Below are 26,680 nucleotides of genomic sequence, written 5' to 3'. Positions count from 1 at the left end.
AAGATCTGTGGTCCTAAACGAAGGAGACGGCTCGCGCCATGCGAGTACTCATACCGGCATGGAAAGTCCGGATATCCACCGAAGCAGCATTGCGACACTGACGATTGCCGCGATCGGCGTTGTCTACGGCGACATCGGTACCAGCCCGCTGTACACGATGAAGACCGTCTTTTCCCCCGAACATGGGCTCGCGCTGAACCCGGCCAACCTGCTGGGGGTGGTTTCCCTGATCTTCTGGGGATTGATGATCATCGTCTCCCTGAAATACGTGACACTGGTCCTGCGTGCCAATAATCAGGGCGAAGGTGGCATCATCGCACTGATGGCCCTCGCCCTCTCGGCCGTTTCCAAAAAAGCCCGGCTGCACCATGCGCTCCTGATCGTCGGCCTGTGTGGCGCCGCCCTGTTCTATGGCGACGGCGTCATCACCCCTTCCATCTCTGTGCTGTCCGCAATAGAAGGCCTCGAAGTGGCCGCACCCGCACTCGAGCCGTATGTCATCCCGCTGACCATCGCCGTCCTGATTGCTCTGTACATGGTCCAGCACACGGGCACGAGTGGAATCGGAAAATGGTTTGGCCCGGTCATGCTGGCCTGGTTCGTGGTGCTGGCCGTGATGGGAATCGTAAACATCGTGCGTGCACCTGCCATTCTCGCAGCGCTCAATCCCGTGCATGCCCTGCGCTTCCTCCTGCACAACGGCTGGCTGGCATTTGTTGCACTCGGCGCCGTCGTCCTTGCCTTTACGGGCGCCGAAGCACTTTATGCCGACATGGGGCACTTCGGCAAAGAACCGATACGCATTGCATGGTTCGCAGCGGTCTTTCCGGCGCTTGCCTTGAATTACCTCGGCCAGGGGGCGCTCCTGCTGTCGGAGCCGGCGGCGATATCGAATCCTTTCTTCCAGCAACTGGGAGCATGGAGCGTGCTGCCCCTCGTCGCCCTGTCGACGCTCGCCACCGTGATCGCTTCGCAGGCCACCATTTCGGGCACCTTTTCCATCACCCATCAGGCGATTTCGCTGGGCGTCCTGCCGCGCATGCGAGTGATCTACACGTCAGAGCGCGAGATGGGCCAGATCTACATTCCCTTGGTCAACTGGATGCAGCTGACAACCGTCATCCTCGCCGTGCTCAACTTCCAGTCGTCCGACAGGCTGGGCGCAGCCTATGGCATTGCCGTAACCGGAACGATGCTGGCCACGACCGTCCTCACATTTTTCGTCATCCGTTACGGCTGGCGCTACAACCTGCTGCTATGCTGGGCGGCGACCGGATTTTTCCTGTTGATCGACATCACCCTGTTCTCGGCCAATGGTCTCAAGATTCTCCAGGGAGGCTGGTTCCCCCTGCTGCTCGGAACATGCATTCTTGTCGTCATGCTGACCTGGGAGACCGGGCGCCGCATGGTGTTTACCAACCTGCAAAAGCAGGCAATCCCTATCGACGCCTTCCTCTCCTCGCTGTTCGTCGCCCCGCCGCCCCGGGTACAGGGAACGGCAATATTCTTCCGGCCCGCGGGCGAAGGCGTACCCCATGCCATGCTGCACAACCTGGCCCACAACAAGGTCCTGCATGAAAGGATCGTCTTTCTGACCGTGCGCAATGTTGACATCCCAACCGTACCCGTCAGTGAGCGGATCAGGGTGGAACCGCTGGAACACCAGTGTTACCAAGTGAATGTGTATTACGGCTTCAAGGATGAGCGCGACATTCCTCAGGCACTGGAACAGTGCGAGGCGCAGGGGCTGAAGTTTGAGATGATGGACACGTCCTTTTTCATTTCCCGTCAGACCGTCATCCCCACTGTCGGCGCAGGCATGGCCTTATGGCGCGAAGCCCTGTTTGCAATGATGTACCGGAACGCGCGGGACGCAGCCGATTACTTCCGCGTCCCCAGGAATCGCGTGATCGAACTTGGTACTCAGGTGGAAATATGAGTCAAACCATGTCGAACACGCGCCCCTTTATGCCGTCGGCAGTTTGTAATCCTTGAACTGTTCGCGGATCCGGTTCTTCAGGATCTTTCCGGTCGCGCCGATTGGCAGCGCATCGACGAAGGTCACGTCATCCGGCGTCCACCACTTGGCAATCTTGCCGTCGTAGAACCTGATCAGCTCTTCCTTCGTCACTTCGGCGTCCGGTTTCTTCACCACCACCAGCAGCGGGCGTTCATCCCACTTCGGATGCGCAACGCCGATGCAGGCAGCCATCTGCACTGCAGGATGAGCCATTGCGATGTTTTCGAGGTCGATCGTGCCGATCCATTCACCGCCTGACTTGACCACATCCTTGCTGCGGTCGGTGATCTGCATGTAGCCATCCGGATCGATGGTCGCCACGTCGCCGGTCGGGAACCAGCCATCCTGCAGCACGTCGCCGCCCTCGCCCTTGAAGTAGCTGCTGATCACCCATGGTCCCTTGACCAGCAGATTGCCGTAAGTCTTGCCGTCCCACGGCAATTCCCTGCCATGGTCGTCGACAATTTTCATGTCCACGCCGAAGATCGTATGTCCCTGCTTTTCCAGGATAGCCTGCTGCTGTTCCCCGGGCAGAGACATATGCCGCGTCTGCAGGGTACAGGTGGTCCCCAGTGGCGACATTTCCGTCATGCCCCAGGCATGCACCACTTCGATGCCGTACTGGTCGCGCAAGGTCTTCATCATCGCAGGCGGGCAGGCGGAGCCGCCGATCACAGTGCGTCTGAAGCTGGAAAATTTCAGCTTGTTCTGGCCGACATAATTGAGCAGCCCGAGCCATACAGTCGGCACGCCGGCCGAGAACGTGACCTTTTCCTGTTCAAATATTTCGTACAGGGACTTGCCGTCGAGCGCCGGCCCCGGGAACACCAGCTTCGCCCCGGTAAGCGGCACGGAGTAGGGCAAGCCCCATGCATTCACATGGAACATCGGCACTACCGGCAGCACGGTATCGCGTGAGGAAACATTCAGCGCATCCGGCATCGCCGACGCGTAGGAATGCAACAGTGTGGAACGATGGGAATACAGCGCACCTTTCGGATTCCCGGTCGTGCCGGAGGTGTAGCAGAGGCTGGACGCCGAATCTTCATCGAACACCGGCCATTCATAATCCTCCGAACTGCCTTCGACCAGGTCTTCATAGCACAAGAGATTGGCGACCTTGCTTTCCTTCGGCATGCGCTCGCGGTCGCACATCGCGACGAAGCCCTTCACGGTTTTGCATAGTGGTGCGAAGGCCTCGACCAGCGGCAGGAAAGTCATGTCGAAGAACAGATACTGGTCTTCGGCATGGTTGACGATATAGGCGATCTGTTCCGGATGCAGACGCGGATTGACGGTATGCAGCACCGCGCCGGAGCCGGATACCGCGTAATACAGTTCGAGATGCCGGTAGCCGTTCCATGCGAGCGAGGCGACCCGGTCGCCCATCTTCACACCCAGCTTCCCGAGCGCATTCGCCATCTGGCGCGCACGCTTGTGGCAGTCCCGGTAGGTATAGCGGTGGATGTCGCCTTCAACGCGGCGCGAAACGATTTCGTTGGCGCCGAAGTAGCGGTCTGCGTGCTTGATGATGGTGGAGATGAGCAGGGGCTGGCTCATCATCTGGCCCATGAGCGGGCTCTTCAGATAATGTGACATCTTGTCTCCTAGATTGGTATTGCGACTACAAAACCGGTTGTGTTTTTCTGGTGATTTTTGAATGTGCGTTCCGAGTCGTCAACGATTTTCGATGGTGCGCCGCACCAGATTTCTTCTGTCGTTTTCCTACTCCTTGACGGCCTTGTAGATCGTGTTTTTCGGACGCGCCATCACGCGCCGCAGCATGGGCTCGAAAAAGGACAGCGGGAGCGTGTCGTAGTCCGGATCGAATGCCGGCGCATCGTATTTTTCACAGAACTCGAGGGTCGCGTCATAGAAGGACTGTCCCGCAAACTGGTCGCGCAGGTTGCGGTCCATTCCAAGATGGTGAAAGAAATAGTAGCCCTGGAAGACGCCGTGCTTTTCCACCATCGCATGGTATTCCGGGCTCACGAAAGGCTTCAGGATGGCGGCTGCGATATCCGGATGGTTGTAACTGCCCAGGGTATCGCCAATATCGTGGAGCAAGGCGCACACCACATATTCCTCGTCGCGCTTGTCGCGATAGGCCCGGGTGGCCGTCTGCAGACTGTGCGTCAGCCGATCCACCGGGAAGCCGCCGCAATCGCCTTCGAGAATGCGCAAATGGGCGAGCACGCGGTCGGGCAGCGCCGCAGCGTACGGCTTGAATTCAGCGGCGATGAGTTTCCAGTCCTCTTCCGTGCTCAACTGCATGTCACGAAATCCCGCCCGCGCCTGTGTCATGTCTGCCTCCCGTCAATCTTGTTCAAGTTCCTTCAGGTCCTGAAGGATGAATCGATCCTGTCGAGACGCCGCAGTAACCCCGGCCACGCCAGCATGCCACCTTGAGACTTGGTGACCGTCTTGGCTTGCTGCTGGGCTCCCTTGATGATGGCGGATGGAATCGGGACCAACTCTCCGCCACCAGCCTGGGCACGGATCTGGATCATGCATGCCGCCTCAAAAATGTACATGTTCAGGAAGGCATCGGCGATAGTCTTGCCTAATGTTAATAATCCGTGATTGCGTAGCATCAAATAATTTTTCTCGCCGAGATCCGCGACCAGGCGCGGCTTTTCCTCTTCATTCAGCGCGACGCCTTCGTAATCATGGTACGCAAGGCTCGACAGGACGAAGATCGATTGCTGGGACAATGGCAGCAGGCCGTTCTTCTGCGCCGATACCGCCACGCCGTTGATGCTATGGACGTGGAGAACGCATTGCGCATCGTGCCGTGCGGAGTGAATCGCCGAATGAATGGTGAATCCCGCCGGGTTCACCGGAAACGGCGATTCGTCAAGCTTATTTCCATGAATGTCGATCTTCACCAGCGAGGATGCCGTGATCTCGTCGAACATCATGCCGTAGGGGTTAATCAGGAACTGGTCCCCGGTTCCCGGCACGCGCGCAGTGATGTGCGTGAAAATCAGATCGCTCCAGCCAAAATCTGCAACCAGGCGATAGCAGGCGGCGAGATCGACCCGGGTTTGCCATTCCTCCGCGGAAACCCTGTCCTTCATGGATGGAATCTCTAGTTTTTCTGGAGCATTCATATGGCTTTTCCTCTTCTCTGTCAAAATAGACGGCTGTGCGCGCGGCACACTGAGCTGAAACATACTTGCGCATCCTATCACGCGTGGAATGACCGGCATTGATTTCCGAAAACTGTGCCAGGCGCCGGCGCACAAGTGACGACCCCCATCCATGCCCGGCTGCTTTGACGGCCCGGATAGCGGTGAATACCCTCAAGGATTTCCTATGAATGCACCTGGCCCTTCGGCCTCTTATCGTACCGACACGCTGACTTTCGAGAACTCGTTCGCGCAGCTTCCGCCAGCCTTCTATACCCGGCTGATGCCTACCCCGGTCCCCTCGCCTTACCTTGTATGCGCGAGCACCGACGCAGCGCAACTAATCGGGCTGGATCCGGCAGAATTTACGACTGACGATTTCATCCAGACCTTCGCCGGAAACCGTGTGCCGTCAGGCTCGATCCCGCTCGCTGCTGTGTATTCGGGGCACCAGTTCGGCGTGTGGGCCGGGCAGCTCGGCGATGGCAGGGCCATCCTGCTGGGCGACGTGCCGGGACCGGCAAGCGGATATCCCACCCTGGAATTGCAACTGAAAGGCGCCGGCCTGACGCCCTATTCCCGCATGGGTGACGGCCGGGCTGTGCTGCGCTCATCGATCCGGGAATTCCTCTGCTCCGAAGCCTTGGCTGCACTCGGCATTCCCACCACCCGTGCCTTGTGCGTCGTCGGCACCGACCTCCCGGTCATGCGGGAAACGGTGGAGACAGGGGCGATTGCCACCCGCATGTCGCCAACCTTCGTGCGCTTCGGCTCCTTTGAGCACTGGTATTACAAGGACAGGAAGGAAGAACTAAAGATCCTGGCCGACTACGTGATCGACCGTTTCTATCCTGAGTTGCGCGACACGCCGAATCCCTATGCGGCATTCCTTACCGAGGTGACGCGCCGGACCGCCCGGCTGATCGCGCAATGGCAGGCGGTCGGCTTCATGCATGGCGTCATGAACACCGACAACATGTCCATCCTCGGCCTGACCATCGATTACGGCCCTTTCGGTTTCATGGAAGCTTTCGATGCGGGACATATCTGCAACCACAGCGACCAGCAGGGCCGGTACTCGTACCGGATGCAGCCCGGCATAGGGCAATGGAACTGCTTCGCGCTCGGCCAGGCATTATTGCCCCTGATCGGCACGGTCGAAGACACGCAGGCGGCGCTGGAGCCCTACAAGGCGGAATACCAGACCAAGCTGGACGATCTGCTGCATGCGAAGCTCGGCTTGCAAACGAAGATGCCGGAAGACGGCAAATTGGTGGACGCCGCGTTCGCGCTGCTGCAAGCGAACCACGTGGACTTCACCCTATTCTTCCGCCGCTTGGGCAGCCTGAAGATTGACGACGCCGCTGCGGACGAACCCTTGCGTGACCTCGTCCTCGACCGCCCGGCCTTCGATGCCTGGGCCGCGGATTACCGGGCGCGCTTGAAGCAGGAAAACAGCGACGACAGTTCGCGTAAAATTGCAATGAATGCAGTCAATCCGAAATTTGTCCTGCGAAACTATCTTGCACAAATCGCCATCGAAAAGGCCCAGGACAAGGATTTTTCCGAAATCAAAAAGTTACTCAGGGTGCTCGAAAAGCCTTTCGACGAGCAGCCTGAACATGAAAGCTATGCGCAGCTGCCGCCCGATTGGGCCAGCCATTTAGAAGTGAGTTGTTCATCATGACAGACAAAGTCATCAAGACCGATGAGGAATGGCGCGCCGTCCTCGATCCCCTCGAATACCAGGTCACACGCAAGGCGGCCACCGAGCGCGCCTTTACCGGCCGCTACTGGGACCACCACGAACACGGCATCTATACCTGCGTCTGCTGCGGCACGCCGCTGTTCGAATCCGACACGAAGTTCGATTCCGGCTGCGGCTGGCCGAGCTACTTCGAGCCGATCAATCCGGACAATGTCACGGAGCGCATCGACCGCAGCCATGGCATGATACGCACCGAAATTCTGTGCAATGTCTGCGATGCGCATCTCGGCCACGTGTTTCCGGACGGCCCACCTCCCACCGGTCTGCGCTATTGCATCAACTCCGCGTCCCTGCGCTTCGAGGCGCAGCCGCAATCCAATAAGGAAAATGAATGAAGTTTTTGTTCGACATATTTCCAGTTGTCCTGTTTTTCGTCATGTTCAAGTGGGGCGAGGGAAATGGCGAAACCGCGCAGGCGCTGGCCCAGCAATACCTGTCCGGACTGGTCGGTGGAAACGCCGCCATTACCGCCAGCCAGGCACCCATCATGCTCGCCACTGCGGTGGCGATTATTGCAACTGCCGCCCAGATCGCCTTCCTGCTGCTGCGCCGGAAAAAGATCGATTCCATGCTCTGGGTATCGCTGGCCATCATTACCCTGTTCGGCGGTGCAACCATCTATTTCCATAACGAGACCTTCATCAAATGGAAGCCGACGGTTCTTTACTGGTGCTTTGGCGCAGCATTACTGGTCAGCCAGACGCTGTTCCGCAAAAACCTGGTTCGGCTCATGATGGAAAAACAGATTAGCCTCCCCGATTCCGTCTGGCAGCGGCTGGGCGTCACCTGGGGTCTTTTCTTCCTTGCGATGGGCGTGCTCAATCTCTATGTGGCCTTCAACTATGCCACGGCAACCTGGGTCAACTTCAAGCTGTTCGGCTTCACCGGCCTGATGTTTGCCTTCATCATTGCCCAGAGTCTGGTCCTGTCGAAATACATGAAGGATTCGAGATGACTGACAGGATGGAGCGGATCCGGAGCCGGGTCCTTGCAACTTTTTCACCACTCGAATGTCAACTGTCCGATGAATCCCATCTGCATGCAGGACATGCAGGCGCGGCATCGGGAGCAGGGCACTATCGGCTGCGTCTGGTTTCCGACCGTTTTGAAGGCTTGAATCGCGTCAAGCGTCATCAGCTAGTGTATGATTGCCTCGATGACATGATGCAGTCAGACATACATGCACTCAGCATCATTGCATTGGCGCCGTCCGAGGTTCCCAGATAGGCAGGCGCACTCCGGTTTCGTATTTATCTTTGAATCATTTCCCAACTTTAGGAATCCATAAATGAGTGTAAAACCTGCTCGCCTGCTGCTGCTTCTCGTTGCAGCTGCCGCGCTCCCCGTGATGGCGCAAAACCTTGCTGTCGTCAACGGCAAACCGGTGCCTTCCTCCCGTGCCGACCTCATGATGAAGCAGCTGGCAGCACAAGGCCAGCAAGACACGCCCCAACTGCGCAGCATGGTCAAGGAAGAACTGATCAATCGTGAAATCCTGATGCAGGAAGCCGACAAGCGCGGCCTGAGCAATACGCCGGACGTGAAGAACCAGGTCGAGATCGCGCGTCAGTCGATCGTGATCCGCGCGCTGGTCGCCGACTACCTGAAGAAGAACCCGGTCAGCGACGCCGAGATCAAGGCCGAATACGACAAGTTCAAGGCTCAGGCCGGCGACAAGGAATACCATGCGCGCCATATCCTCGTTGAGAACGAGGATGAAGCCAAGGCGATCATCGCCAAGCTGAAGGGCGGCGCGAAATTCGAAGACCTCGCCAAGCAGTCCAAGGACCCGGGCTCGGCCTCCAATGGCGGCGACCTCGACTGGGCCTCTCCCGCTTCCTTCGTGAAGCCCTTCTCCGATGCCATGGTATCGCTCAAGAAGGGCCAGTTCACCGAGACGCCGGTCAAGACCCAGTTCGGCTATCACATCATCAAGCTGGAAGATGTGCGCGACGCCAAGATTCCGCCGCTGGAAGAAGTGAAGCCGCAGATCGCGGAATCGCTGCAGCAGCAGAAGCTCCAGGCATTCCAGCAGGACCTGCGCAAGAAAGCGAAGATCCAGTAAGGGGATTTTCCAGACACGAAAAAGGCGCCTTGATTGGCGCCTTTTTTATTGCGTCCGGCCAGAGAAAAACAATGGCCGGACGGCCCTGTTGGAATAGGGTCCTCAGCCGACCCACTTGCGCGCATTGCGGAACATGCGCATCCACGGCGAATCCTCGCCCCAGGATTCCGGATGCCAGGATTGCTGCACAGTCCGGAATACCCGTTCCGCATGCGGCATCAACACCGTGAACCGTCCGTCCGGCGTCGTCACCGAAGTAATTCCGTCCGGCGAGCCGTTCGGATTGTACGGATAGGTTTCAGTCACTTGCCCCTTGTTGTCCACATAGCGCATCGCCACGATCGCCGCGCCGATGTCGCCGGTCTGGGAAAAATCCGCATAGCCTTCGCCGTGAGCGATGGCAATGGGAGTCTGGGTGCCCGCCATGCCATCGAAGAAGATCGATGGCGAATCCGCCACTTCCACCATCGCAAAACGCGCCTCGAACTGCTCCGACTTGTTGCGGGTGAACTTGGGCCAGGCATGCGCGCCGGGGATGATGGACTTCAGGTTGCTCATCATCTGGCAGCCATTGCAGATGCCAAGCGCAAAGGTGTCGCCACGATTGAAGAAGCGGGCAAATTCCTCGGCCAGGCGCGCATTGAACAGGATCGTCTTCGCCCAGCCCTCGCCTGCACCGAGCACGTCGCCATAGGAGAAGCCGCCTACTGCAATCAGACCGGTGAAATCGCCAAGGCGTGCACGGCCGGCGATCAGGTCGCTCATGTGCACATCCACCGCGGCAAAGCCGGACTTGTGCATCACGTAGGCGGTCTCGATATGCGAGTTCACGCCCTGCTCGCGCAGGATCGCAACCTTCGGTTTCGCGCCGGTGGCAATGAAGGGCGCAGCAATATCCTGCTGCGGATCGAAACTGAGCTTCGGCGTAATGCCGGGGTCGGCAGCATCGAGGATGCGGTCGTACTCGGCATCGGCGCACGCCGGATTGTCGCGCAGGCGTGCAATGCGCCAGCTGGTTTCGCTCCAGGCGCGCTGCAAGTCCACGCGCGCCTGGCTGTAGATCATCTTCGCATCCCTCATGAATTCGATCACATCGCGATCATTCGGCTTGCCGATGATATGGCTGCAGGCGCCCAACTGGTAACTGCGCAGCACGTCCATTACTTCCGATTTCTGTTCCGCGCGAACCTGGATGACGGCACCGAGTTCTTCATTGAAGAGGGCACGCAGGCTGAGCTCATTGCGACGCTCCGCGACCTGGCTGGCCCAGTTCTTGGAATCGCCCCAATCCGATGCATGCTCGCCTTCCATTGTCAGAATATCGAGGTTGACCGACACACCGCTCCGACCGGCAAATGCCATTTCGCACAGGCTCGCGAACAGCCCGCCGTCCGAGCGGTCATGGTAGGCAAGCAGCTTCCCTTCGCGGTTCAACTGCTGGATCGCTGCGAAGAATGCCTTCAGGTCCTCGGGCCGATCGACATCGGGTGCGTCGTTGCCAAGCTGCTGCATGACCTGCGCCAGTGCAGACGCACCCATGCGATTCCGGCCACGGCCGAGGTCGATCAGGATCAGCACCGTGTCGCCCGCGTCCTTGCGCAACTGTGGCGTGAGCGAAAGCCGGACGTCGGAAACCGGCGCAAATGCCGAGACAATCAGCGATACCGGCGCAGTCACCGACTTCGTGCCATCCTCGTCGCTCCACGTGGTGCGCATCGACAGGGAATCCTTGCCGACCGGGATACTGATGCCGAGCGCCGGGCAAAGCTCCATGCCGACTGCCTTGACGGTATCGAAAAGCGCCGCGTCTTCGCCTGGCTGCCCGCAGGCCGCCATCCAGTTGGCCGACAGTTTGATGTCGGAAATGTTCTCAATCGGCGCGGCAGCGATATTGGTGATCGCCTCGCCCACTGCCATCCTTCCGGAAGCCGCGGCATCGATCACCGCCACTGGCGTGCGCTCGCCCATCGCCATCGCTTCACCGCGATAGCCTTCGAGACTCATCGTGGTAACCGCGCAATCCGCCACCGGCACCTGCCAGGGGCCGACCATCTGGTCGCGCACCGACATGCCGCCGACAGTGCGGTCGCCAATGGTAATGAGGAACGACTTGTCCGCCACGGTCGGCAGGCGCAGCACGCGCATCGCCACTTCGGCCAGATCCATCCCGGTCAAATCCAGCGGGGGGAATGCAGGACGCACGCGCGTCACCTCCCGATGCATCTTCGGCGGCTTGCCGAGCAGGACATCCATCGGCATGTCGACCGGATCGTTGCCGTGCTCCGGATCGATCAGCTTCAGTTGCCGCTCTTCGGTCGCAGTGCCGACCACCGCGAAGGGGCAGCGCTCGCGTTCGCAGAAATACTGGAACAGCGGCAGGTTTTCCGGCGAGATCGCGAGCACATAGCGCTCCTGCGATTCATTGCTCCAGATTTCCTTGGGCGCCAGTCCGCTTTCTTCCAGCGGCACCTTGCACAGATCGAACACTGCTCCGCGCTTGGCATCGTTGGTGATTTCCGGGAAGGCGTTTGACAGGCCGCCGGCACCCACGTCGTGGATCGACAGGATGGGATTGTCGTCGCCCATGGCCCAGCAGGCGTTGATCACTTCCTGCGCTCGCCTTTCCATTTCCGGATTGCCACGTTGGACCGAATCGAAATCGAGGTCGGCGGTATTGGTGCCGGTTGCCATCGAAGACGCAGCACCGCCGCCCATGCCGATGCGCATGCCGGGACCGCCAAGCTGGATCAGCAGGCTGCCAACCGGCAGGTCATTCTTTTTCGTATGCTTGGCCGAGATGTTGCCGATGCCGCCGGCAATCATGATCGGCTTGTGATAACCCCTGATCGCGCCGCCCACATTCTGTTCATAGCTGCGGAAATAGCCGCACAGGTTCGGCCGGCCGAATTCATTGTTGAAGGCGGCGCCACCGATCGGGCCCTCGATCATGATCTGCAATGCAGAAGCGATCCGGTCCGGCTTGCCATAGATGCCGGCCTGGCCGCGCCCTTCGCGCTGATCCAGCGCTTCCGTCACGTCGCGCGCATTTTCCCAAGGCTGTACCGCATGAGTGATCATCAGGTTGGATACGGAAAAGCCGGTCAGCCCCGCCTTCGGCTTGGCGCCGCGGCCGGTAGCCCCCTCGTCGCGGATTTCCCCGCCGGCGCCGGTGGAGGCGCCCGGGAACGGCGAAATTGCCGTCGGGTGGTTATGCGTTTCCACCTTCATCAGGATGTGCGTCAGCTCTTCCGACGCTGCGTACACATTGCCTTCTTTCGCGCCGCGCGGATAAAAGCGCGAAACAGTGGCGCCCTCGATCACGGAAGCATTGTCGCTGTAGGCAACCACCGTGCCTTTCGGCTGCAGCTGGTGCGTATTCTTGATCATCGCAAACAGGGACTTGTCCTGCTTCACGCCATCGATGGTCCAGTCCGCATTGAAAATCTTGTGGCGGCAATGTTCACTGTTGGCCTGCGCGAACATCATGAGTTCGACATCCGTCGGATTGCGTCGCGCTTGAGTGAATGCATTCACCAGATAATCGATTTCGTCTTCCGACAGGGCGAGGCCCAATTCGCTGTTGGCACGCACCAGGGCATTCTTCCCTCCGCCGAGAAGATCGACGTATTCCAGCGGCTTGGCTTCGAGCTCGCTGAACAGGCCGGCCGCATCCTCGGCATTGCGCAAGACCGCTTCGGTCATCCTGTCGTGCAGCAGCGCGGCCACCGAGCGTGCCGCCTCTTCGCCCAGCTTCTTTGTTCCGCCAAGAAGGCCGGGCTTGAGGTGAACATGGTAAGAAATGCCGCGCTCGATGCGATGAATGTGCCCCATGCCGCAGTTGTGCGCGATGTCGGTCGCCTTGCTGGCCCAGGGAGAAATGGTTCCGAAGCGCGGAATCACCACGAATTCATCACCCTGGCTACTGCCGGAGAATGGTTCGCCGTAGGTCAGCAGCGCATTCAGCCGTCCGATGTCGTCCTGCGTGAGCGGAGCGGCCGTATCGATGAAATGCAAGTATCTCCCGGTCACTCCGGCAATCGCCGGTTCGACTGTGCGCAACTGGGTGAGGAGACGTTGGGTGCGGAAGGCAGACAGGGCATTGGAGCCTGGCAAAATCAGCATGGCGAGGAAATGTATGGTGCAGCGCCCGCTTGGCGGGCGGCGGATCTGCGGTTAAGTCGAGAAGCCGAGATTATACCGCGACAGCGGCCTTTCCTTTATGAACAAGCAGGCAAGTATTTCCTGTCGCCGCGCGACGCCACCCGTTCCCATCGATTGGCAAATCAGCCACTCGCACTGCTTGCCCTCAGCCCTCCCCTCCCTCGCAATGCCGGGTCACGAACCCATCATGTTGCCGGGAAGGCCGCAACGGAGCCTCCGAGGAATCGACAGATTATTCCCGCATGCCGGCTGCTCCCGAACAGCATACCCGGCATGCATTCCTCCACGAGGCAAGCCGGCTCTGCAAAAGGCGCCACCCGTGTGCTATCGTTGCTGTGCCCCATTATTTCGAGCGAACGGATATTCGCATGACTGCACCGATTTCCAAACCGATTGCGGCGCTTGGACTGCAATCCCGGCGTGCCCTGGTTGACAGCTGCCTGCACGAGGCAGCGCGCCTCCCTTCCGTTTTCACCCGGCTTTTATCCGGAAGCCGCCCGCGCAACGGCGGTCCATGCCGACGCAATGCGCGCTGCAGGCGTACAAACCGGGCCTCTGGCAGGCTTGCCCGTATCCGTGAAAGACCTGTTCGACATCGCAGGCGAGACAACGCTTGCGGGATCGATCGCGCTGAAAGATGCAGCACCTGCCATCGCCGATGCACCTGTCGTCCGACGCCTGCGCGCAGCCGGAGCGGCCATTCTTGGCAAGACCAACATGACCGAGTTCGCCTTCTCCGGAGTCGGCCTGAATCCGCATTACGGCACGCCAGTCAATCCGGTTGACCGGCAGACCGCACGCATACCAGGCGGCTCCTCCTCGGGTGCGGCGGTATCGGTGGCGGCGGGCCTTTGCGTCGCCGCCCTGGGGTCGGACACCGGCGGCTCGATTCGCATCCCCGCTGCACTTACCGGGCTGGTCGGCTTCAAACCCACCTCGCGCCGCGTGCCAACCATCGGTACCGTCCCTTTGTCCTTGACACTGGACACAGCGTGCGCCATGGCCCGCTCGGTGGATGATTGTCTCCTGATCGACAGCATCATTGCCGACGCGCCCCTGTCGGTGCCGGAGTTGCCGCTGGCAGGCCTGCGCCTCGGCGTTCCCGGCAATGTCATGTTCGATGGCGTCGATCCCCATGTCGCAGCGAGCTTTTCCGCGGTGCTTTCGCGCCTGTCCGCTGCGGGTGCACTTGTCATCGATGCGCCCCTTCCTTTGCTGCGGGAGGCTGCCGAACTGAACCGCTTCTCCCCCGTCGAGGCATTTGCCTGGCACCGTGCCCTGCTCGACCAGCATGAAGCGAAATACGACGTCCGTGTCGCCAAGCGCATCCGACTGGGCGCCGGCCTGAGCGCCGCGGATTACATCGAGATGCTTGCAAGGCGGCGCGACTGGATCGCCCGCATGGAAGCGGCGCTGGCGCCGTTCGATGCACTCATCATGCCCACCGTTCCTCTGGTAGCGCCGCCAATTGCGGAACTGGAAGAATCTGAAGAGACCTTCTTCAAGGCCAATGGCCTGCTGCTGCGCAATCCCTCAGTCTTCAATCTGCTGGATGGGTGCGCGATAAGCCTGCCCTGTCACGCTCCGGGTTCACTGCCAGTAGGCTTGATGATCGGCGGTCCCGCAATGGCTGATGCGCGGATCATGGGCATTGCTCGCGCGATTGAGCGGCTGTTGCAAGGGGAATGAGCGGCAGACCGGATTTTGCCGGATGACCGCAGATGCCGCGGACGAAAAGCCGCATTCTGCAGGTATCATCTCGAACTGCTTCTGCCCCCCACTCTTCCCACAGATTTGTTTCATGCCTTTTATGCATTCGGTTTCATTCGCGGCAGTTCCGCGTAAATTCCTTACAAAGAGTGCCTGCTTTGCCATGGCGGCAATTGCAATCCTGTGCAATGCCGCTCAGGCGACGCCCGCATGCAGCCGGGCCACTCCGGTCAAGGCTCGCTGTGAAATCGCCCTGAACATGCTGCGCCCCACTCAACCGTCTGTCGGCATGATGCGTGTGGAAGAACGCGCGGCGAAAATGAAAGGCGAAACAAACTTTGCCCAATACACCAGCAGACGACCTCTCCCGGTGGTGCGGGGACCGGACGGCGACTTCTACCTGACGGATGGCCATCATCTGGCGAACGTGCTGGTGCGCAGCGGCGGCCGTACAGCAACCGTCGAAGTCATTGGCCGTTTCGACAATCCCCGTACTTTCTGGAAGGAGATGCAGACCCGGCACTGGGTCTATCTCTTCGACGCCAAAGGCAATCCGATCCGTCCGTCGGCACTTCCGAAACGGATATCCGACCTTGCGGACGATCCCTACCGCGCACTGGCGAGTTATGCGGAGGATGCCGGCTACTTCCGCAAGACGGATGCCTATTTCATGGAGTTTGCATGGGCGCGCTATTTCGGAATGAAGATGAATTGGCAACCGATCGACCGTCTGAACCTGCTCTCGGCATTGCAAGCTGCGGAAAAGCTCGCATGCCAGCCTGACGCTCGCGATTTGCCGGGCTACGCCGGCCCTTGCAGGACGACTGGCCAATAGCGGTGCTTCACCCGTGTCGTCGTTTCGCAGCAATGAATACGTCCACCAATTTACGTCCACCAATTCACCATCGCGGCCGTTTTACGCTTTACAATCCCGGCCGGCGAACCGAAGGCCTTGCACGTGGTCTACGATGATGCACGAAGAATAGGGAGCGGCTCAGTGCCAAGGGAATTCCGCGGGCATTGCCCGATTCATGCTGCAGTGACGAGCCAGGACATCTCGCCAAGGACCGGACGCCAGCAGTCTTCTGCCCGGATGCCGCGCAAGGCCTGCATCGGCAACCAGAGGACCGTATCAATTTTTCAGGTTAGTTAAGTGACAAAACAAGTTGCAGTCATCGGCGGCGGCGTCATAGGCGTCTGCACCGCGTATTTTCTGGCTGAAGCCGGGCATGAGGTGGTGGTCATCGAGCGGCACCAGAACGTGGCCCAGGAGGCGAGTCACGCCAACGCCGGCATCATCTCGCCGGCTTACACCGAACCCTGGGCAGCGCCTGGCATGCCACGGAAGATCCTGTCCTATCTATTCAGATCGGAAGCGCCGGTATTGCTGAAGCCGACGCTCGACCGTTCCCTGTGGCGCTGGGCCCGCAGATGGCTGGCCGAATGCGACATCGATCGCTACCGGATCAACAAATCCCGAATGCAGCGCATCGTCTCCTACAGCCGCGACCTGTTGCGCCAGATGTCCGAGTATTACCAGATCGATTACCAGCAGACCGCGGGTGTCCTGCAGCTTTTCCGCACCGAACGCGACCTCAAGATGGCGGAGCCGGCCTGCGAGCTGCTGGCGGAGCACGGCGTGCAGCACCGCATGATCGACGCCGAAACGGCACGCGGCATCGAGCCGGCGCTGGCGTCGGACACCCCCCTCGCCGGCGCCTTGTATCTGCCGCAGGATGAATCCGGAAATTGCCCGCTCTTCACCAAGCGGCTAAAGCAGATCGCGCAATCGATGGGCGTCAGTTTTCATTTTTCCACCAGAGTCCGCAGCATCGAGAAGGATGGTTCCCGCATTGCCGTGCGCATCGACGACGATCTGTTCTTTGCCGATGCGGTCGTGATTGCTGCCGGCGCGGACAGCACCGAACTGCTCAATCCGCTCGGCATCCATGTGCCTCTTTACCCGGTCAAGGGCTATTCCGCGACGGCCAACATCAAGAATTTCGAGAGCGCTCCGAATGCGGCGCTGGTGGATGCGTCCTATCAGGTCGCCGTCACGCGGATGGGCGACCGGATACGCATTGCCGGTACCGCGGAGCTGGGGTCGCGCACGGCTGAACTGCATGAGGCGGCAATACGCACACTGATCAAGGTGGGATCCGACTGGTTTCCCAATGCGGCCAACTACAACAAGGCGAATTTCTGGTGCGGCGTCCGTCCGATGCTCCCCGACGGGCCGCCCTTGCTTGGCGCAACGCCGATGCAGAACGTGTACGTCAATATCGGGCACGGCTCCTCGGGTTGGGCCATGGCGGTCGGTTCCGGTAAGATCGTTGCCGATATCGTCTCCGGGCAAACTCCGGACATCGACATTGATGGATTGACCCTTTCTCGCTATGGATAAAGTTGATTGCGTGGTTATCGGTGCCGGCGTGGTCGGCCTTGCGGTCGCGCGTGCCCTTGCCTTGCGCGGCCGGGAAGTCATCGTCCTCGAATCGAACCCGGCGATCGGGATGGAAACCAGCTCGCGCAACAGTGAAGTCATTCACGCCGGCCTGTATTATCCAACCGGCAGTCTGAAAGCAACGCTGTGCGTGTCGGGGCGCGATGCCCTGTACCGCTATTGCAGCGAGAGGGACATTCCACACAAGCGCTGCGGCAAGCTGATAGTCGCGACTTCGGAAAGCCAAACCGCCAAGCTGTCGGCAATCCTCGCCCAGGCCGATGCCAATGGCTGCAGCGAAGTGACATCCGTCGACGCTGCCGAGGCAAAATCGCTGGAGCCGCAACTCTCCTGCGTGGCCGCGCTGTTCTCCCCGATGACCGGCATCATCGACAGCCATGCCTACATGCTGTCGATGCAAGGCGATGCGGAGAATGCGGGTGCGCTGTTTGCCTTCGACAGCTGCGTGATCTCTGGCAAGACAACTGAAAGCGGGGTCATGCTTCGCGTGCGGAGCGGTCCTGATACCGAGATGGAACTGCACGCCGGAACAGTTGTGAACTGCGCCGGGCTGTGGGCGCCGCGGCTTGCCCGCCACATCGACGGACTGGATCAGGCAAGCATTCCTGCTGCCTATTTTGCGAAAGGGAACTACTATTCACTTTCCGGAAAGGCACCGTTCTCGCGCCTGGTTTACCCTGTGCCTGAACCGGGCGGCCTCGGCGTCCATCTGACGCTCGACCTGGGCGGCCAGGCACGCTTCGGCCCGGATGTCGAATGGATCATGCCGGATGAAGGCGGAATCGATTATGCCGTCGATCCCGGCCGTTCTGCCGCCTTCTATCGCGAGATACGCTGTTACTGGCCAGACTTGCCCGATGGCGCGCTGCAACCAGCCTATGCGGGAGTGCGTCCCAAGATCAGCCCGGCCGGCACGCCTGCTGCCGACTTCCGGTTCGCATCGCATGGAAGCAAACATTATCTCGGCCTCTACGGTATCGAATCTCCCGGCCTCACTGCTTCCCTCGCTATTGCTGAACATGTACTGAGTCTACTCGAGTAATCCTTCGTTAAAGACGGACTGGTCCGCCTTGGGCTCCATCATTCCGGCCTCCTTGCATGCATCGCCTGCTCCAGCGGGGTTTTCAACCCGGCCAACGCAGCTTTCCGCCCGGGTGGAATACAATTTCTGCTTACCGGCCTGCGGCTAATTCCTGACCCGCTCCATCCATGATCAACCATACCTTCCTCTATACGGTGGCCGAGCTCCGCGAGATCGAGCGGGCCGCGCTTGCAGGTTTGCCAGCCGGAACCCTGATGCAGCGATCAGGACAGGCCGCGGCGGAAGTAGCCCTCAAGCTCATCCCCGACCCGCCCGAAGCCGCAAAAGTGCTGGTCATCGCCGGTCCCGGCAATAATGGCGGTGATGCCCTCGAGACGGCATTTCGGCTGGCTCATGCCGGTGTGCGGGTACTGGTATTGCCCTGCCTGGATGCGGACAAGCTTCCACCCGATGCGCAGCAGGCGCTGCAGCGCGCGAAAAATGTTCCACTGCAGTTTGCCGACCCGGCGCGTCGCGAAGATATCCTTTCCTCGAACTATTCGCTCGTGATCGATGGCTTGTTCGGCATTGGGTTGGCCCGTCCGATCGAAGGGGAGCTGGCAGACCTGGTCGCGCGAATCAATCAACTTGACTGCCCGGTGCTGGCTCTCGACGTTCCGAGCGGGCTCGATGCCGATACCGGCAACGTCATCGGCAAACAGGGAGTCACGGTGCGAGCCAGCCATACGATCACCTTTATCGGCGACAAACCCGGCCTGCATACCTGCGACGGCCAGGACTATGCAGGCAAGGTCAGCGTCGCCAACCTGCATGTTGATGAGAGATTTCTCCACACCTCGCATGCGCGCCTCAACGATGTCGCCCTGTTCGCAGAATTCCTCCGGCCGCGCTCCCGGAATTCCCACAAGGGTACCTACGGCGATGTTGGCATCATCGGTGGCGCACCCGGCATGGCAGGTGCGGCGGTTCTGGCAGGACGTGCCGCTGCGAAATGCGGTGCGGGCCGCGTCTTCATCGGGTTCCTCGGAGAGCCGCTTGCCTACGACAATGCCCATCCGGAATTGATGTGCCGCCGTGCGACGCATATCGGTATCGGAACGTCAGTCCTGATCACCGGCCCCGGCCTCGGAACATCGAATATCGCGCAGGCCCTTCTCGAGCGCTCGCTCAGCGCTTCCAAGCTGGTGCTCGATGCCGACGCGCTGAACCTGCTTGCAGCCTTTCCAGCGCTCGCGCAGAAGCTCGCCGAGCGGACAGAAAACGCGCTGATGACGCCACACCCCCTGGAAGCGGCGCGTCTGCTCGGCACAACGGCCGCGGAAATCCAGCGCGACCGCCTGGCAGCCGCCCGTCAGTTGGCCAGCCGGTTCAATGCCGTCGTGGCACTGAAAGGCTCCGGAACGGTGATTGCCCGCCCGGATGGCGAAGCCGTCGTGAATGCTACCGGCAATCCTGCCCTCGCCACTGCCGGGAGCGGCGATGTACTGTCAGGTATTTGCGGGGCACTGCTGGCGCAGCACTGGCCTGCATGGGAAGCAGCGCTTGGCTCAGTCTGGCTGCATGGACATGCAGCCGACATACTGGTGGAACAAGGTAGCGGCCCGATCGGGCTCACCGCCAGCGAGCTGATTCCGGCCGTGCGTCTGGCCTTGAACCAGCTGGCCGGGAATGGGCGCTCACCGCGTGGCGCGCACTAAACGCACTCCGCAAAGCCGCTGCGCCATCAGTTCAGCCGACCTGCGACGATCGTGATGGTGCGCATGCAGCGCGCGGCAATCATGGGGTCATGCGTGACCAGTACCAGAGTAGAGCCGCGCTCCCTGTTGAGTTCAAACATGAGCTGAATTACTGCCTCCCCGGTTGCCGCATCCAGGCTGCCAGTCGGCTCATCTGCAAACAGCAGAGGCGGTTCCGTCACGAAGGCACGTGCCAGTGCGACACGCTGCTGTTCACCGCCAGACAGATACTTGGGATAATGCTTGAGGCGGCTCGACAGCCCTACGCGTGCCAGCATCGCTTCGGCCTTTTCCCTTGCCCTGGCGTCGCCACGCAGTTCCAGCGGCAGCATCACGTTTTCCAGCGCGTTCAGGTGGGCCAGCAACTGAAAGGATTGGAATACGAAACCCAGCTTGCTCTTGCGCAGCGCAGCGCGCCCATCTTCATCCACGGCAAAGATGTCTGTCCCGTGCAATTTGACCGTCCCCTCCGACGGCGTATCCAAACCTGCCAGCAAGCCGAGCAACGTGGATTTTCCCGAACCGGACGCGCCGACGATGGCAAGCGTCTCGCCGGGCTGCACGGTAAAATCGACGTTTTGCAAAATGGTCAATTCACCGGTCGCGTCGGCAACCCGCTTGCTCAAATGAATGACTTCGATGGCTGCCGAAGAGATGGAAGGATCCAACATGCAGTATGTTCAAAAGAAATCGGAAAGTTTTGCCCGGAGCATGCGCGCGATTGCATTCATTGCGCTGACTCTCTGCGTGACGTGCGCCTATTCTGCATCAAAAACCGTGCTGGTGCTCGGGGACAGCCTGTCGGCTGAATACGGACTGTCACGCGGCACGGGCTGGGTCCCGCTGCTCGAGAAAAGGCTCAAGGAAGAAAACATCGATGCCAGGGTCGTCAATGCGAGCATCAGCGGTGAAACCACCAGCGGTGGCAGAGCTCGCCTGCCGGCGCTCCTCGACCAGCATCATCCCTCCATTGTCATCATCGAACTAGGAGGGAATGATGGCTTGCGGGGGCTCCCGCTGGCATCGACCGAAAGCAATCTGCGGGCAATGGTGACTGCCGCACAAAGGGCAAATGCGCGAGTGCTGTTGGTCGGCATGCAGATTCCGCCAAATTACGGTCGCGAATATACCCAGAAATTTGCGGCTCTGTATTCGCAGGTGGCCAAGAGCAGCAAGGTTCCACTGGTGCCATTTTTGCTTGCAGATGTCGCCGACCGCACCGACCTGTTCCAGGCCGACCGCATCCATCCTACGGCAGCGGCCCAGCCCATCATGCTCAATAATGTCTGGCCGCAGCTGAAGGTGCTACTCACCAAATAGAGAACGAGAACGCTTCGGCGCACATCGAGTCTGTGCGCTGATGCTGCTCCTCACCGCCCTTGCCCGCAACTGCGCCCTACGCGGCATATCGCAAGCGGCAACGAATCGAGATGGGCAGGGTCCCGGGCAAAAAAAAGCCGCTCTGCAGTCGAGCGGCTTCTTGGTCAGGGACGGCGATCACTTCACGTCGGGATTATTGCCATCCTTCTGGCGCTCGCTGGCGGGCTTCAATTCCGGCTTGAGGATTTCCACCTTGGCACTTTGTTTCAGCGCATTGATGTATGCCAGCGTGTTCTGCTGCCCGAGCGCGTTCCTGATTTCAGCCTGCTGAGCCTGGCGCTGCGTCTTGTCCACCGTTGCTGGCTGGCTTACCTTGCCAATGCGGAAAACGGCATACCCCTGGCCCGGCATATCTGCACCGGTGTATGCCGGCAGCTTGCTAGTATCGGCCTTCATCACGGCAGCAAACGCCGTCGGCGCAAGGCCTTGATTGTTCACGCGTGACACGGTTTTCGCTTCGGAAAAACCGGCTGTGTCGTCCTTCGTCTTCAGCTGGGCAAGCTTTTCTTCTCCTGCCTTTCTGGCGAGCTTGGCTGCCTCGGCCTGGACAAGCCGCTCCCTCACCATTGCCCGCACTTCATCGAGCGGACGCTTCGTCACCGGCTTGTATTCCAACACATGGCCTGCAATCAGCGTACTTGGCGCAACTTCCACCGCCTCGGTATTGCGCTTGTTCTTGATTGCCTCATCCGAAAACAGGGCTTGCAGGAATTTCGGCTGGTTGTAAGGCGCGTCGGCTGGCTGCTTGGGATTGGGCGTGCGCGTCACGTTGTCGAGCGTTTCGATTTTCAGGCCCAACTTGTCCGCTACCGGTTTCAGGCTGTCGGATTGCTCGTACACAGTATTGCTGAATACTTCTGCGAGTTCGGAGTATTTCTTTGCAGCCAACTGCTTCTTGATTTCTCCGGCGACTTCATTCTTGACTTCGGCAAGGCTCTTCACGGATGCCGGCTTGATGCCTGTCACCTTGATGATGTGATAGCCGAACTCGGACTCGACCGGGTCGCTGATCTCGCCTTCCTTCAATTTGTAAACCGCATCTTCGAAAGGCTTGACCATCATTCCCTTGCCGAAGAAGCCGAGGTCGCCTCCTTGTTCCGCCGAGCCCGGATCCTGTGAATTCTCCTTGGCCAGCTTGGCGAAGTCACCCGGGTTCTTGCGCAATTGTGCGACCAGCTTCTCCGCCTTATCCTTCACTGCGGCCTTGTCCGCTGCGGATGCGCCCTTCTGCACCGTCAACAGGATATGACTGGCGCGGCGCTGCTCGTCCACGGAATAGCGCTTCTGGTTCTGATCGTAATAGGACTTGATATCCGCATCGCTTACCTGGATTTGCGATGCCACCGCGTTCCGGTCCAGCACGACATAATTGGCTTTCACCTGCTCGGGGATTTCGAACTGGACACCATTCTTGTCGTAGTACTCCTTCACCATTTCATCGGTGACTTTGACCTGCGACACGTAATCGGATGGCTTGAACAGCAATTGCTGTACCGTGCGCTCCTGTTCGTACAAATCCGACACCAGGCTTGCGACCGTATTCGGCACGAAGACGCTGGATTGGATGGCCGAGTCCATCTGCTGCAGCGCAATGTCGCGCCGCAGGCGGGCTTCGAAAATCTGGGGCGTCATGCCGCGCATCGCGAGCAACGACTTGTAGCGCTCGCCGTCGAATTTACCTTCTGAATCCAGCATGCCCGGCATGGAAAGAATCGTCTGGCGCAGCGCCTGGTCCGATACCGACAGGTGCTTGTCGGCGACATCCTTCGCCAGCACCCGCTCAGTGATCAGGCCATCGAGGATATTGCGCCTTGCCTCCGGTGTATCGAGCATGCCCGGGTCGAACTGCTGACCGAACATCTGCCGAAAGCGCTCCATCTGTTCGCGTTGTGCGTTATCGAATTCCTGCTGCGTGATCGAATGACCGGCCACCTTCGCAACCGAATTGCCGCTATCGCGAAACCGGGTATAGCTCTCGAGGCCGAAAAAGGCGAACGAGGGAAATATGAACAGCAGCAGCACAAATTGCATCAAGCGCTGATGAGTACGGATAAATTCAAACATAATCAGCCATTCATTAACGGATCGCGACAGATATCATCGCATATAAAAAAAGGCGAACTCGCGTTCGCCTTTTTTTTGTTGGCGGAGTGGACGGGACTCGAACCCGCGACCCCCGGCGTGACAGGCCGGTATTCTAACCGACTGAACTACCACTCCTAAACTGCTAAAACCTTTCAAGATGCTTGACTGCCTGGTGGGTGCTGAGAGGCTCGAACTCCCGACCTACGCCTTGTAAGGGCGCCGCTCTACCAACTGAGCTAAGCACCCTGTCGCTTACTTAGTCAGCCAAACATTTACGGCGTTTGTCACCACCCCGTAAAGACCATGATTGTACAGCATGTTTCCTCGGGATGCACTAGTTAACTATCCCCTTCTGAACTTTGCCGGCGCCAAAATTCCTGCATTCAGCCTGCCCGGAAGTTTCTCTGCAAAAAAAGCGCTCCGAAGAGCGCTTTTTAATGGAGCCGGGAGCTCAGTGTTTCATCACGTTCGGGTCCGACTGGCCGGCCGCGGCTACGGCTGCGGGCTGCTCAGCTTCACTGCTGGCCGGCACGACTGACGCATCCACCGGTTCCGCTTCATCGCTCAATGGAGCCGGTTGACGTTCCAGCGCAACCTCCAGGACTTTCTCGATCCAGCGCACAGGGATGATCTCGAGATTGTTTTTCACATTGTCCGGAATCTCCGCCAGATCCTTCACGTTCTGTTCCGGAATCAGGGCAGTCTTGATGCCGCCGCGATGCGCTGCCAGCAGCTTTTCCTTCAATCCGCCGATCGGCAGCACTTCCCCGCGCAAGGTGATTTCACCCGTCATCGCTACGTCGGCCCGTACCGGGATGCCAGTCAGTACCGACACCAGTGCGGTCGTCATGGCGATACCGGCAGACGGCCCGTCCTTGGGAGTCGCACCTTCCGGAACGTGAATGTGGATATCGCTCTTGCTGAACAGCTCGTTCTTGATGCCAAGCCGCTTGGCGCGGCTGCGCACCACAGTACGCGCTGCCTCGATCGATTCTTTCATCACGTCGCCGAGTGTGCCGGTGCGGATAATGTCGCCCTTGCCCGGCATGCTCATCGCTTCGATCGTCAGCAAATCGCCGCCGACCTCAGTCCATGCAAGTCCGACTACCTGACCGACCTGGTTTTCCTTTTCGGCCATTCCGAAATCGAAACGGCGCACACCAAGGAATTTGTCGAGATTCTTCGAAGTGACTGCGATCTTCCTGTCCTGCTTCTTCAGCAGCAGCATCTTCACGACCTTGCGGCAGATCTTCGAAATTTCACGTTCCAGCGAACGCACACCGGCTTCCCGGGTGTAGTAGCGGATGATGTCGCGGATCGCCGATTCGGCAACCGAAACCTCGTCTTCCTTCAGGCCGTTATTCGTTATCTGCTTCGGCAGCAGGTAGCGCTGGGCAATGTTGGTCTTTTCATCTTCCGTGTAGCCGGAAAGGCGAATGACTTCCATGCGGTCCAGCAAAGCTGGCGGGATGTTGTACGAGTTGGATGTCGCCACGAACATCACATCCGACAAGTCGAAGTCGACTTCAACATAGTGGTCGGAGAAGGTATGGTTCTGCTCCGGATCGAGCACTTCCAGCAAGGCAGACGCCGGGTCACCGCGGAAATCCATTCCCAGCTTGTCGACCTCGTCCAGCAGGAACAAGGGATTCCTTACCCCGGTCTTGGAGAGGCTTTGCAGGATCTTGCCCGGCATCGAGCCGATGTAGGTGCGGCGATGGCCGCGGATCTCGGCTTCGTCCCGTACACCGCCCAAGGCCATGCGCACGAATTTGCGGTTCGTTGCGCGTGCAATCGATTGACCGAGCGACGTCTTGCCCACGCCTGGAGGGCCGACCAGGCACAGGATCGGTGCCTTGACCTTCTCGACACGCTGCTGCACAGCGAGATATTCGAGGATGCGTTCCTTCACCTTCTCGAGGCCGTAGTGCTCGTCTTCCAACACTTTTTCCGCAAAGGCGAGGTCATTGTTGACCTTGGATTTCTTCTTCCAGGGCAGGCCGATCAGGGTGTCGATGTAGTTACGCACCACGGTAGCTTCGGCCGACATCGGCGACATCAGCTTCAGCTTCCTCAGCTCGGAGTCAGCCTTCTCGCGCGCTTCCTTCGGCATCTTCGCGGCCTTGATCTTCTTCTCGAGTTCCTCGAGATCGGCGCCTTCTTCGCCCTCGCCCAGTTCCTTCTGGATCGCCTTCACCTGTTCATTCAGGTAATACTCGCGCTGGGACTTTTCCATCTGGCGCTTGACGCGGCCGCGGATGCGTTTCTCGACCTGAAGAATGTCCAGTTCGGTTTCCAGTTGCCCAAGCAAATGCTCATGCCGCTTCGCGACATTGAATATTTCAAGGATGATCTGCTTCTGCTCAAGCTTCAAGGGCAAGTGAGCCGCAATGGTGTCGGCAAGGCGACCGGCGTCATCGATGCCTGCAAGCGAAGTCAGAATTTCGGGTGGAATCTTCTTGTTCAGCTTCACGTATTGATCGAACTGCTGAACGATCGCACGCCTCATTGCCTCCACTTCGGATTCATCACCCGGCTCGGATTCGACAGGAGTCAGGTCGGCAACGAAATGCGTATCGGTTTCGTTGATACTGTGAATGCGCGCGCGCTGCGCTCCCTCCACCAGCACCTTCACGGTACCGTCCGGAAGCTTCAGCATTTGCAGAATGTTTGCGACGCAGCCGATTTCGTAGATGTCATCCGCGGACGGCTCATCCTTGGCAGCCGCCTTTTGTGCGGCAAGCATGATGCTCTTGCCCTGCTCCATTGCAGCTTCCAATGCCTTGATGGACTTCGGGCGTCCAACGAACAGCGGAATCACCATATGCGGGAAGACAACAACGTCCCGCAAGGGCAGCAATGGCAATTGAGTGTGTTCAGTAAGTGTTGTAGAAGTCGTCATGGCGAACCTTATTTAAGTGCTTTCCTACGATGTTGGCACGACCGCCGAAAACACAAGGACTAGCGGCAACAAAAATCACTTGCCAATTTGCAGTAATAAAAAAAGCCACACACGAAGTCGCCCTCGGGTGGCCTTGCGATGGAAGCCTGAAGTGATTCCTGTGGTTCAAATTGTAATGCTTTTTGGCAAAAACGAAGGCGGAGGCGCGCTCCGCCG

Annotated in this window: 19 protein-coding genes and 2 tRNA genes; 12 read left to right on the top strand and 9 right to left on the bottom strand. The window is 59.3% G+C overall.

The features are described from left to right. The first annotated feature begins 58 nt into the window (after positions 1-58). On the top strand, positions 59-1,939 hold the full coding sequence (locus HGHM_RS07685) for a potassium transporter Kup (RefSeq protein WP_019140935.1): 1,881 nt from the start codon (positions 59-61) through the stop codon (positions 1,937-1,939). Between the two features lie 27 nt (positions 1,940-1,966). On the opposite strand, the gene HGHM_RS07680 is transcribed toward HGHM_RS07685, so the two are convergent. The 3 genes from HGHM_RS07680 to HGHM_RS07670 form a co-directional block, all read right to left on the bottom strand. After that, a complete protein-coding gene (locus tag HGHM_RS07680) occupies positions 1,967-3,619 on the bottom strand; it encodes a 3-(methylthio)propionyl-CoA ligase (RefSeq protein WP_019140934.1) in 1,653 nt (550 codons plus the stop codon). Between the two features lie 126 nt (positions 3,620-3,745). After that, positions 3,746-4,324 (bottom strand): HD domain-containing protein, encoded by a 579-nt coding sequence (locus tag HGHM_RS07675; protein WP_034348447.1) that lies wholly within the window; start codon positions 4,322-4,324, stop codon positions 3,746-3,748. A 32-nt stretch (positions 4,325-4,356) separates the two neighbouring features. Beyond that, positions 4,357-5,133 (bottom strand): class II aldolase/adducin family protein, encoded by a 777-nt coding sequence (locus HGHM_RS07670; protein WP_026075802.1) that lies wholly within the window; start codon positions 5,131-5,133, stop codon positions 4,357-4,359. A gap of 205 nt (positions 5,134-5,338) precedes the next feature. Here HGHM_RS07670 and HGHM_RS07665 point away from each other — a divergent pair, with 205 nt between their 5' ends. The 5 genes from HGHM_RS07665 (at position 5,339) to HGHM_RS07645 (ending at position 8,984) form a co-directional block, all read left to right on the top strand. Continuing rightward, positions 5,339-6,838, top strand: a complete 1,500-nt coding sequence (locus HGHM_RS07665; protein ID WP_019140931.1) for a protein adenylyltransferase SelO — start codon at positions 5,339-5,341, stop codon at positions 6,836-6,838. Further along, entirely contained in the window at positions 6,835-7,254 is a 420-nt protein-coding gene (gene msrB / locus HGHM_RS07660) for a peptide-methionine (R)-S-oxide reductase MsrB (protein WP_019140930.1), read from the top strand. Before HGHM_RS07665 ends, msrB begins: the two co-directional genes overlap by 4 nt. Further along, positions 7,251-7,874 carry a septation protein A gene (locus HGHM_RS07655; protein WP_019140929.1) on the top strand — a complete coding sequence of 208 codons (624 nt, stop codon included), beginning with the start codon at positions 7,251-7,253 and terminating at the stop codon, positions 7,872-7,874. Before msrB ends, HGHM_RS07655 begins: the two co-directional genes overlap by 4 nt. After that, on the top strand, positions 7,871-8,146 hold the full coding sequence (locus HGHM_RS22615) for a BolA family protein (protein WP_019140928.1): 276 nt from the start codon (positions 7,871-7,873) through the stop codon (positions 8,144-8,146). Before HGHM_RS07655 ends, HGHM_RS22615 begins: the two co-directional genes overlap by 4 nt. 61 nt (positions 8,147-8,207) lie before the next feature. Continuing rightward, on the top strand, positions 8,208-8,984 hold the full coding sequence (locus HGHM_RS07645) for a peptidylprolyl isomerase (RefSeq protein ID WP_019140927.1): 777 nt from the start codon (positions 8,208-8,210) through the stop codon (positions 8,982-8,984). Positions 8,985-9,086: 102 nt separating this feature from the next. Here HGHM_RS07645 and purL read toward each other — a convergent pair whose 3' ends face one another. After that, positions 9,087-13,106: a phosphoribosylformylglycinamidine synthase gene (gene purL, locus HGHM_RS07640; RefSeq protein ID WP_019140926.1), complete on the bottom strand. Its 4,020-nt coding sequence runs from the start codon at positions 13,104-13,106 to the stop codon at positions 9,087-9,089. 468 nt (positions 13,107-13,574) lie between these two features. Between purL and HGHM_RS20965 the strand changes: the two genes are divergently transcribed. The 5 genes from HGHM_RS20965 (at position 13,575) to HGHM_RS07610 (ending at position 20,058) form a co-directional block, all read left to right on the top strand. Continuing rightward, on the top strand, positions 13,575-14,834 hold the full coding sequence (locus HGHM_RS20965) for an amidase (protein WP_245549251.1): 1,260 nt from the start codon (positions 13,575-13,577) through the stop codon (positions 14,832-14,834). A 184-nt stretch (positions 14,835-15,018) separates the two neighbouring features. Next, the gene (locus tag HGHM_RS07630; RefSeq protein ID WP_026075801.1) at positions 15,019-15,690 is read left to right on the top strand and encodes a ParB-like protein; all 672 of its coding nucleotides are present in this window, start codon (positions 15,019-15,021) and stop codon (positions 15,688-15,690) included. A 318-nt stretch (positions 15,691-16,008) separates the two neighbouring features. Then, positions 16,009-17,259, top strand: a complete 1,251-nt coding sequence (locus tag HGHM_RS07620) for a D-amino acid dehydrogenase (RefSeq protein WP_019140924.1) — start codon at positions 16,009-16,011, stop codon at positions 17,257-17,259. Further along, positions 17,252-18,361 carry an NAD(P)/FAD-dependent oxidoreductase gene (locus HGHM_RS07615; RefSeq protein WP_019140923.1) on the top strand — a complete coding sequence of 370 codons (1,110 nt, stop codon included), beginning with the start codon at positions 17,252-17,254 and terminating at the stop codon, positions 18,359-18,361. The genes HGHM_RS07620 and HGHM_RS07615 overlap by 8 nt, the downstream gene beginning before the upstream one ends. A 167-nt stretch (positions 18,362-18,528) precedes the next feature. Then, complete coding sequence (locus HGHM_RS07610; RefSeq protein ID WP_019140922.1) at positions 18,529-20,058, top strand: bifunctional ADP-dependent NAD(P)H-hydrate dehydratase/NAD(P)H-hydrate epimerase; 1,530 nt, start codon at positions 18,529-18,531, stop codon at positions 20,056-20,058. A gap of 26 nt (positions 20,059-20,084) precedes the next feature. Here the strand turns inward: HGHM_RS07610 and HGHM_RS07605 are convergent, their stop codons facing one another. Beyond that, positions 20,085-20,768, bottom strand: a complete 684-nt coding sequence (locus HGHM_RS07605) for an ABC transporter ATP-binding protein (RefSeq protein ID WP_019140921.1) — start codon at positions 20,766-20,768, stop codon at positions 20,085-20,087. On the opposite strand from HGHM_RS07605, the gene HGHM_RS07600 reads away from it, so the two are divergent. Further along, positions 20,767-21,417, top strand: a complete 651-nt coding sequence (locus HGHM_RS07600; RefSeq protein ID WP_019140920.1) for an arylesterase — start codon at positions 20,767-20,769, stop codon at positions 21,415-21,417. The two genes, HGHM_RS07605 and HGHM_RS07600, sit on opposite strands and share 2 nt — an antisense overlap. Before the next feature lie 177 nt (positions 21,418-21,594). Here HGHM_RS07600 and HGHM_RS20960 read toward each other — a convergent pair whose 3' ends face one another. The 4 genes from HGHM_RS20960 to lon all read right to left on the bottom strand — a co-directional run bounded on the left by HGHM_RS20960 (position 21,595) and on the right by lon (position 26,464). Continuing rightward, positions 21,595-23,541 (bottom strand): SurA N-terminal domain-containing protein, encoded by a 1,947-nt coding sequence (locus HGHM_RS20960; protein WP_019140919.1) that lies wholly within the window; start codon positions 23,539-23,541, stop codon positions 21,595-21,597. Positions 23,542-23,620: 79 nt separating this feature from the next. Then, a tRNA-Asp gene (locus HGHM_RS07590) sits at positions 23,621-23,697 on the bottom strand. A gap of 35 nt (positions 23,698-23,732) precedes the next feature. Beyond that, positions 23,733-23,808 (bottom strand) — tRNA-Val (locus HGHM_RS07585). A gap of 205 nt (positions 23,809-24,013) precedes the next feature. Next, entirely contained in the window at positions 24,014-26,464 is a 2,451-nt protein-coding gene (gene lon / locus HGHM_RS07580; RefSeq protein WP_026075800.1) for an endopeptidase La, read from the bottom strand. Positions 26,465-26,680 lie beyond the last annotated feature (216 nt).

The organism is Noviherbaspirillum massiliense JC206, from assembly GCF_000312045.1.
Classification (GTDB): Bacteria; Pseudomonadota; Gammaproteobacteria; order Burkholderiales; family Burkholderiaceae_D; genus Noviherbaspirillum; species Noviherbaspirillum massiliense.
Note: the sequence above shows the minus strand (reverse complement) of the source record. Positions and strands in the feature narration are given on the sequence as shown.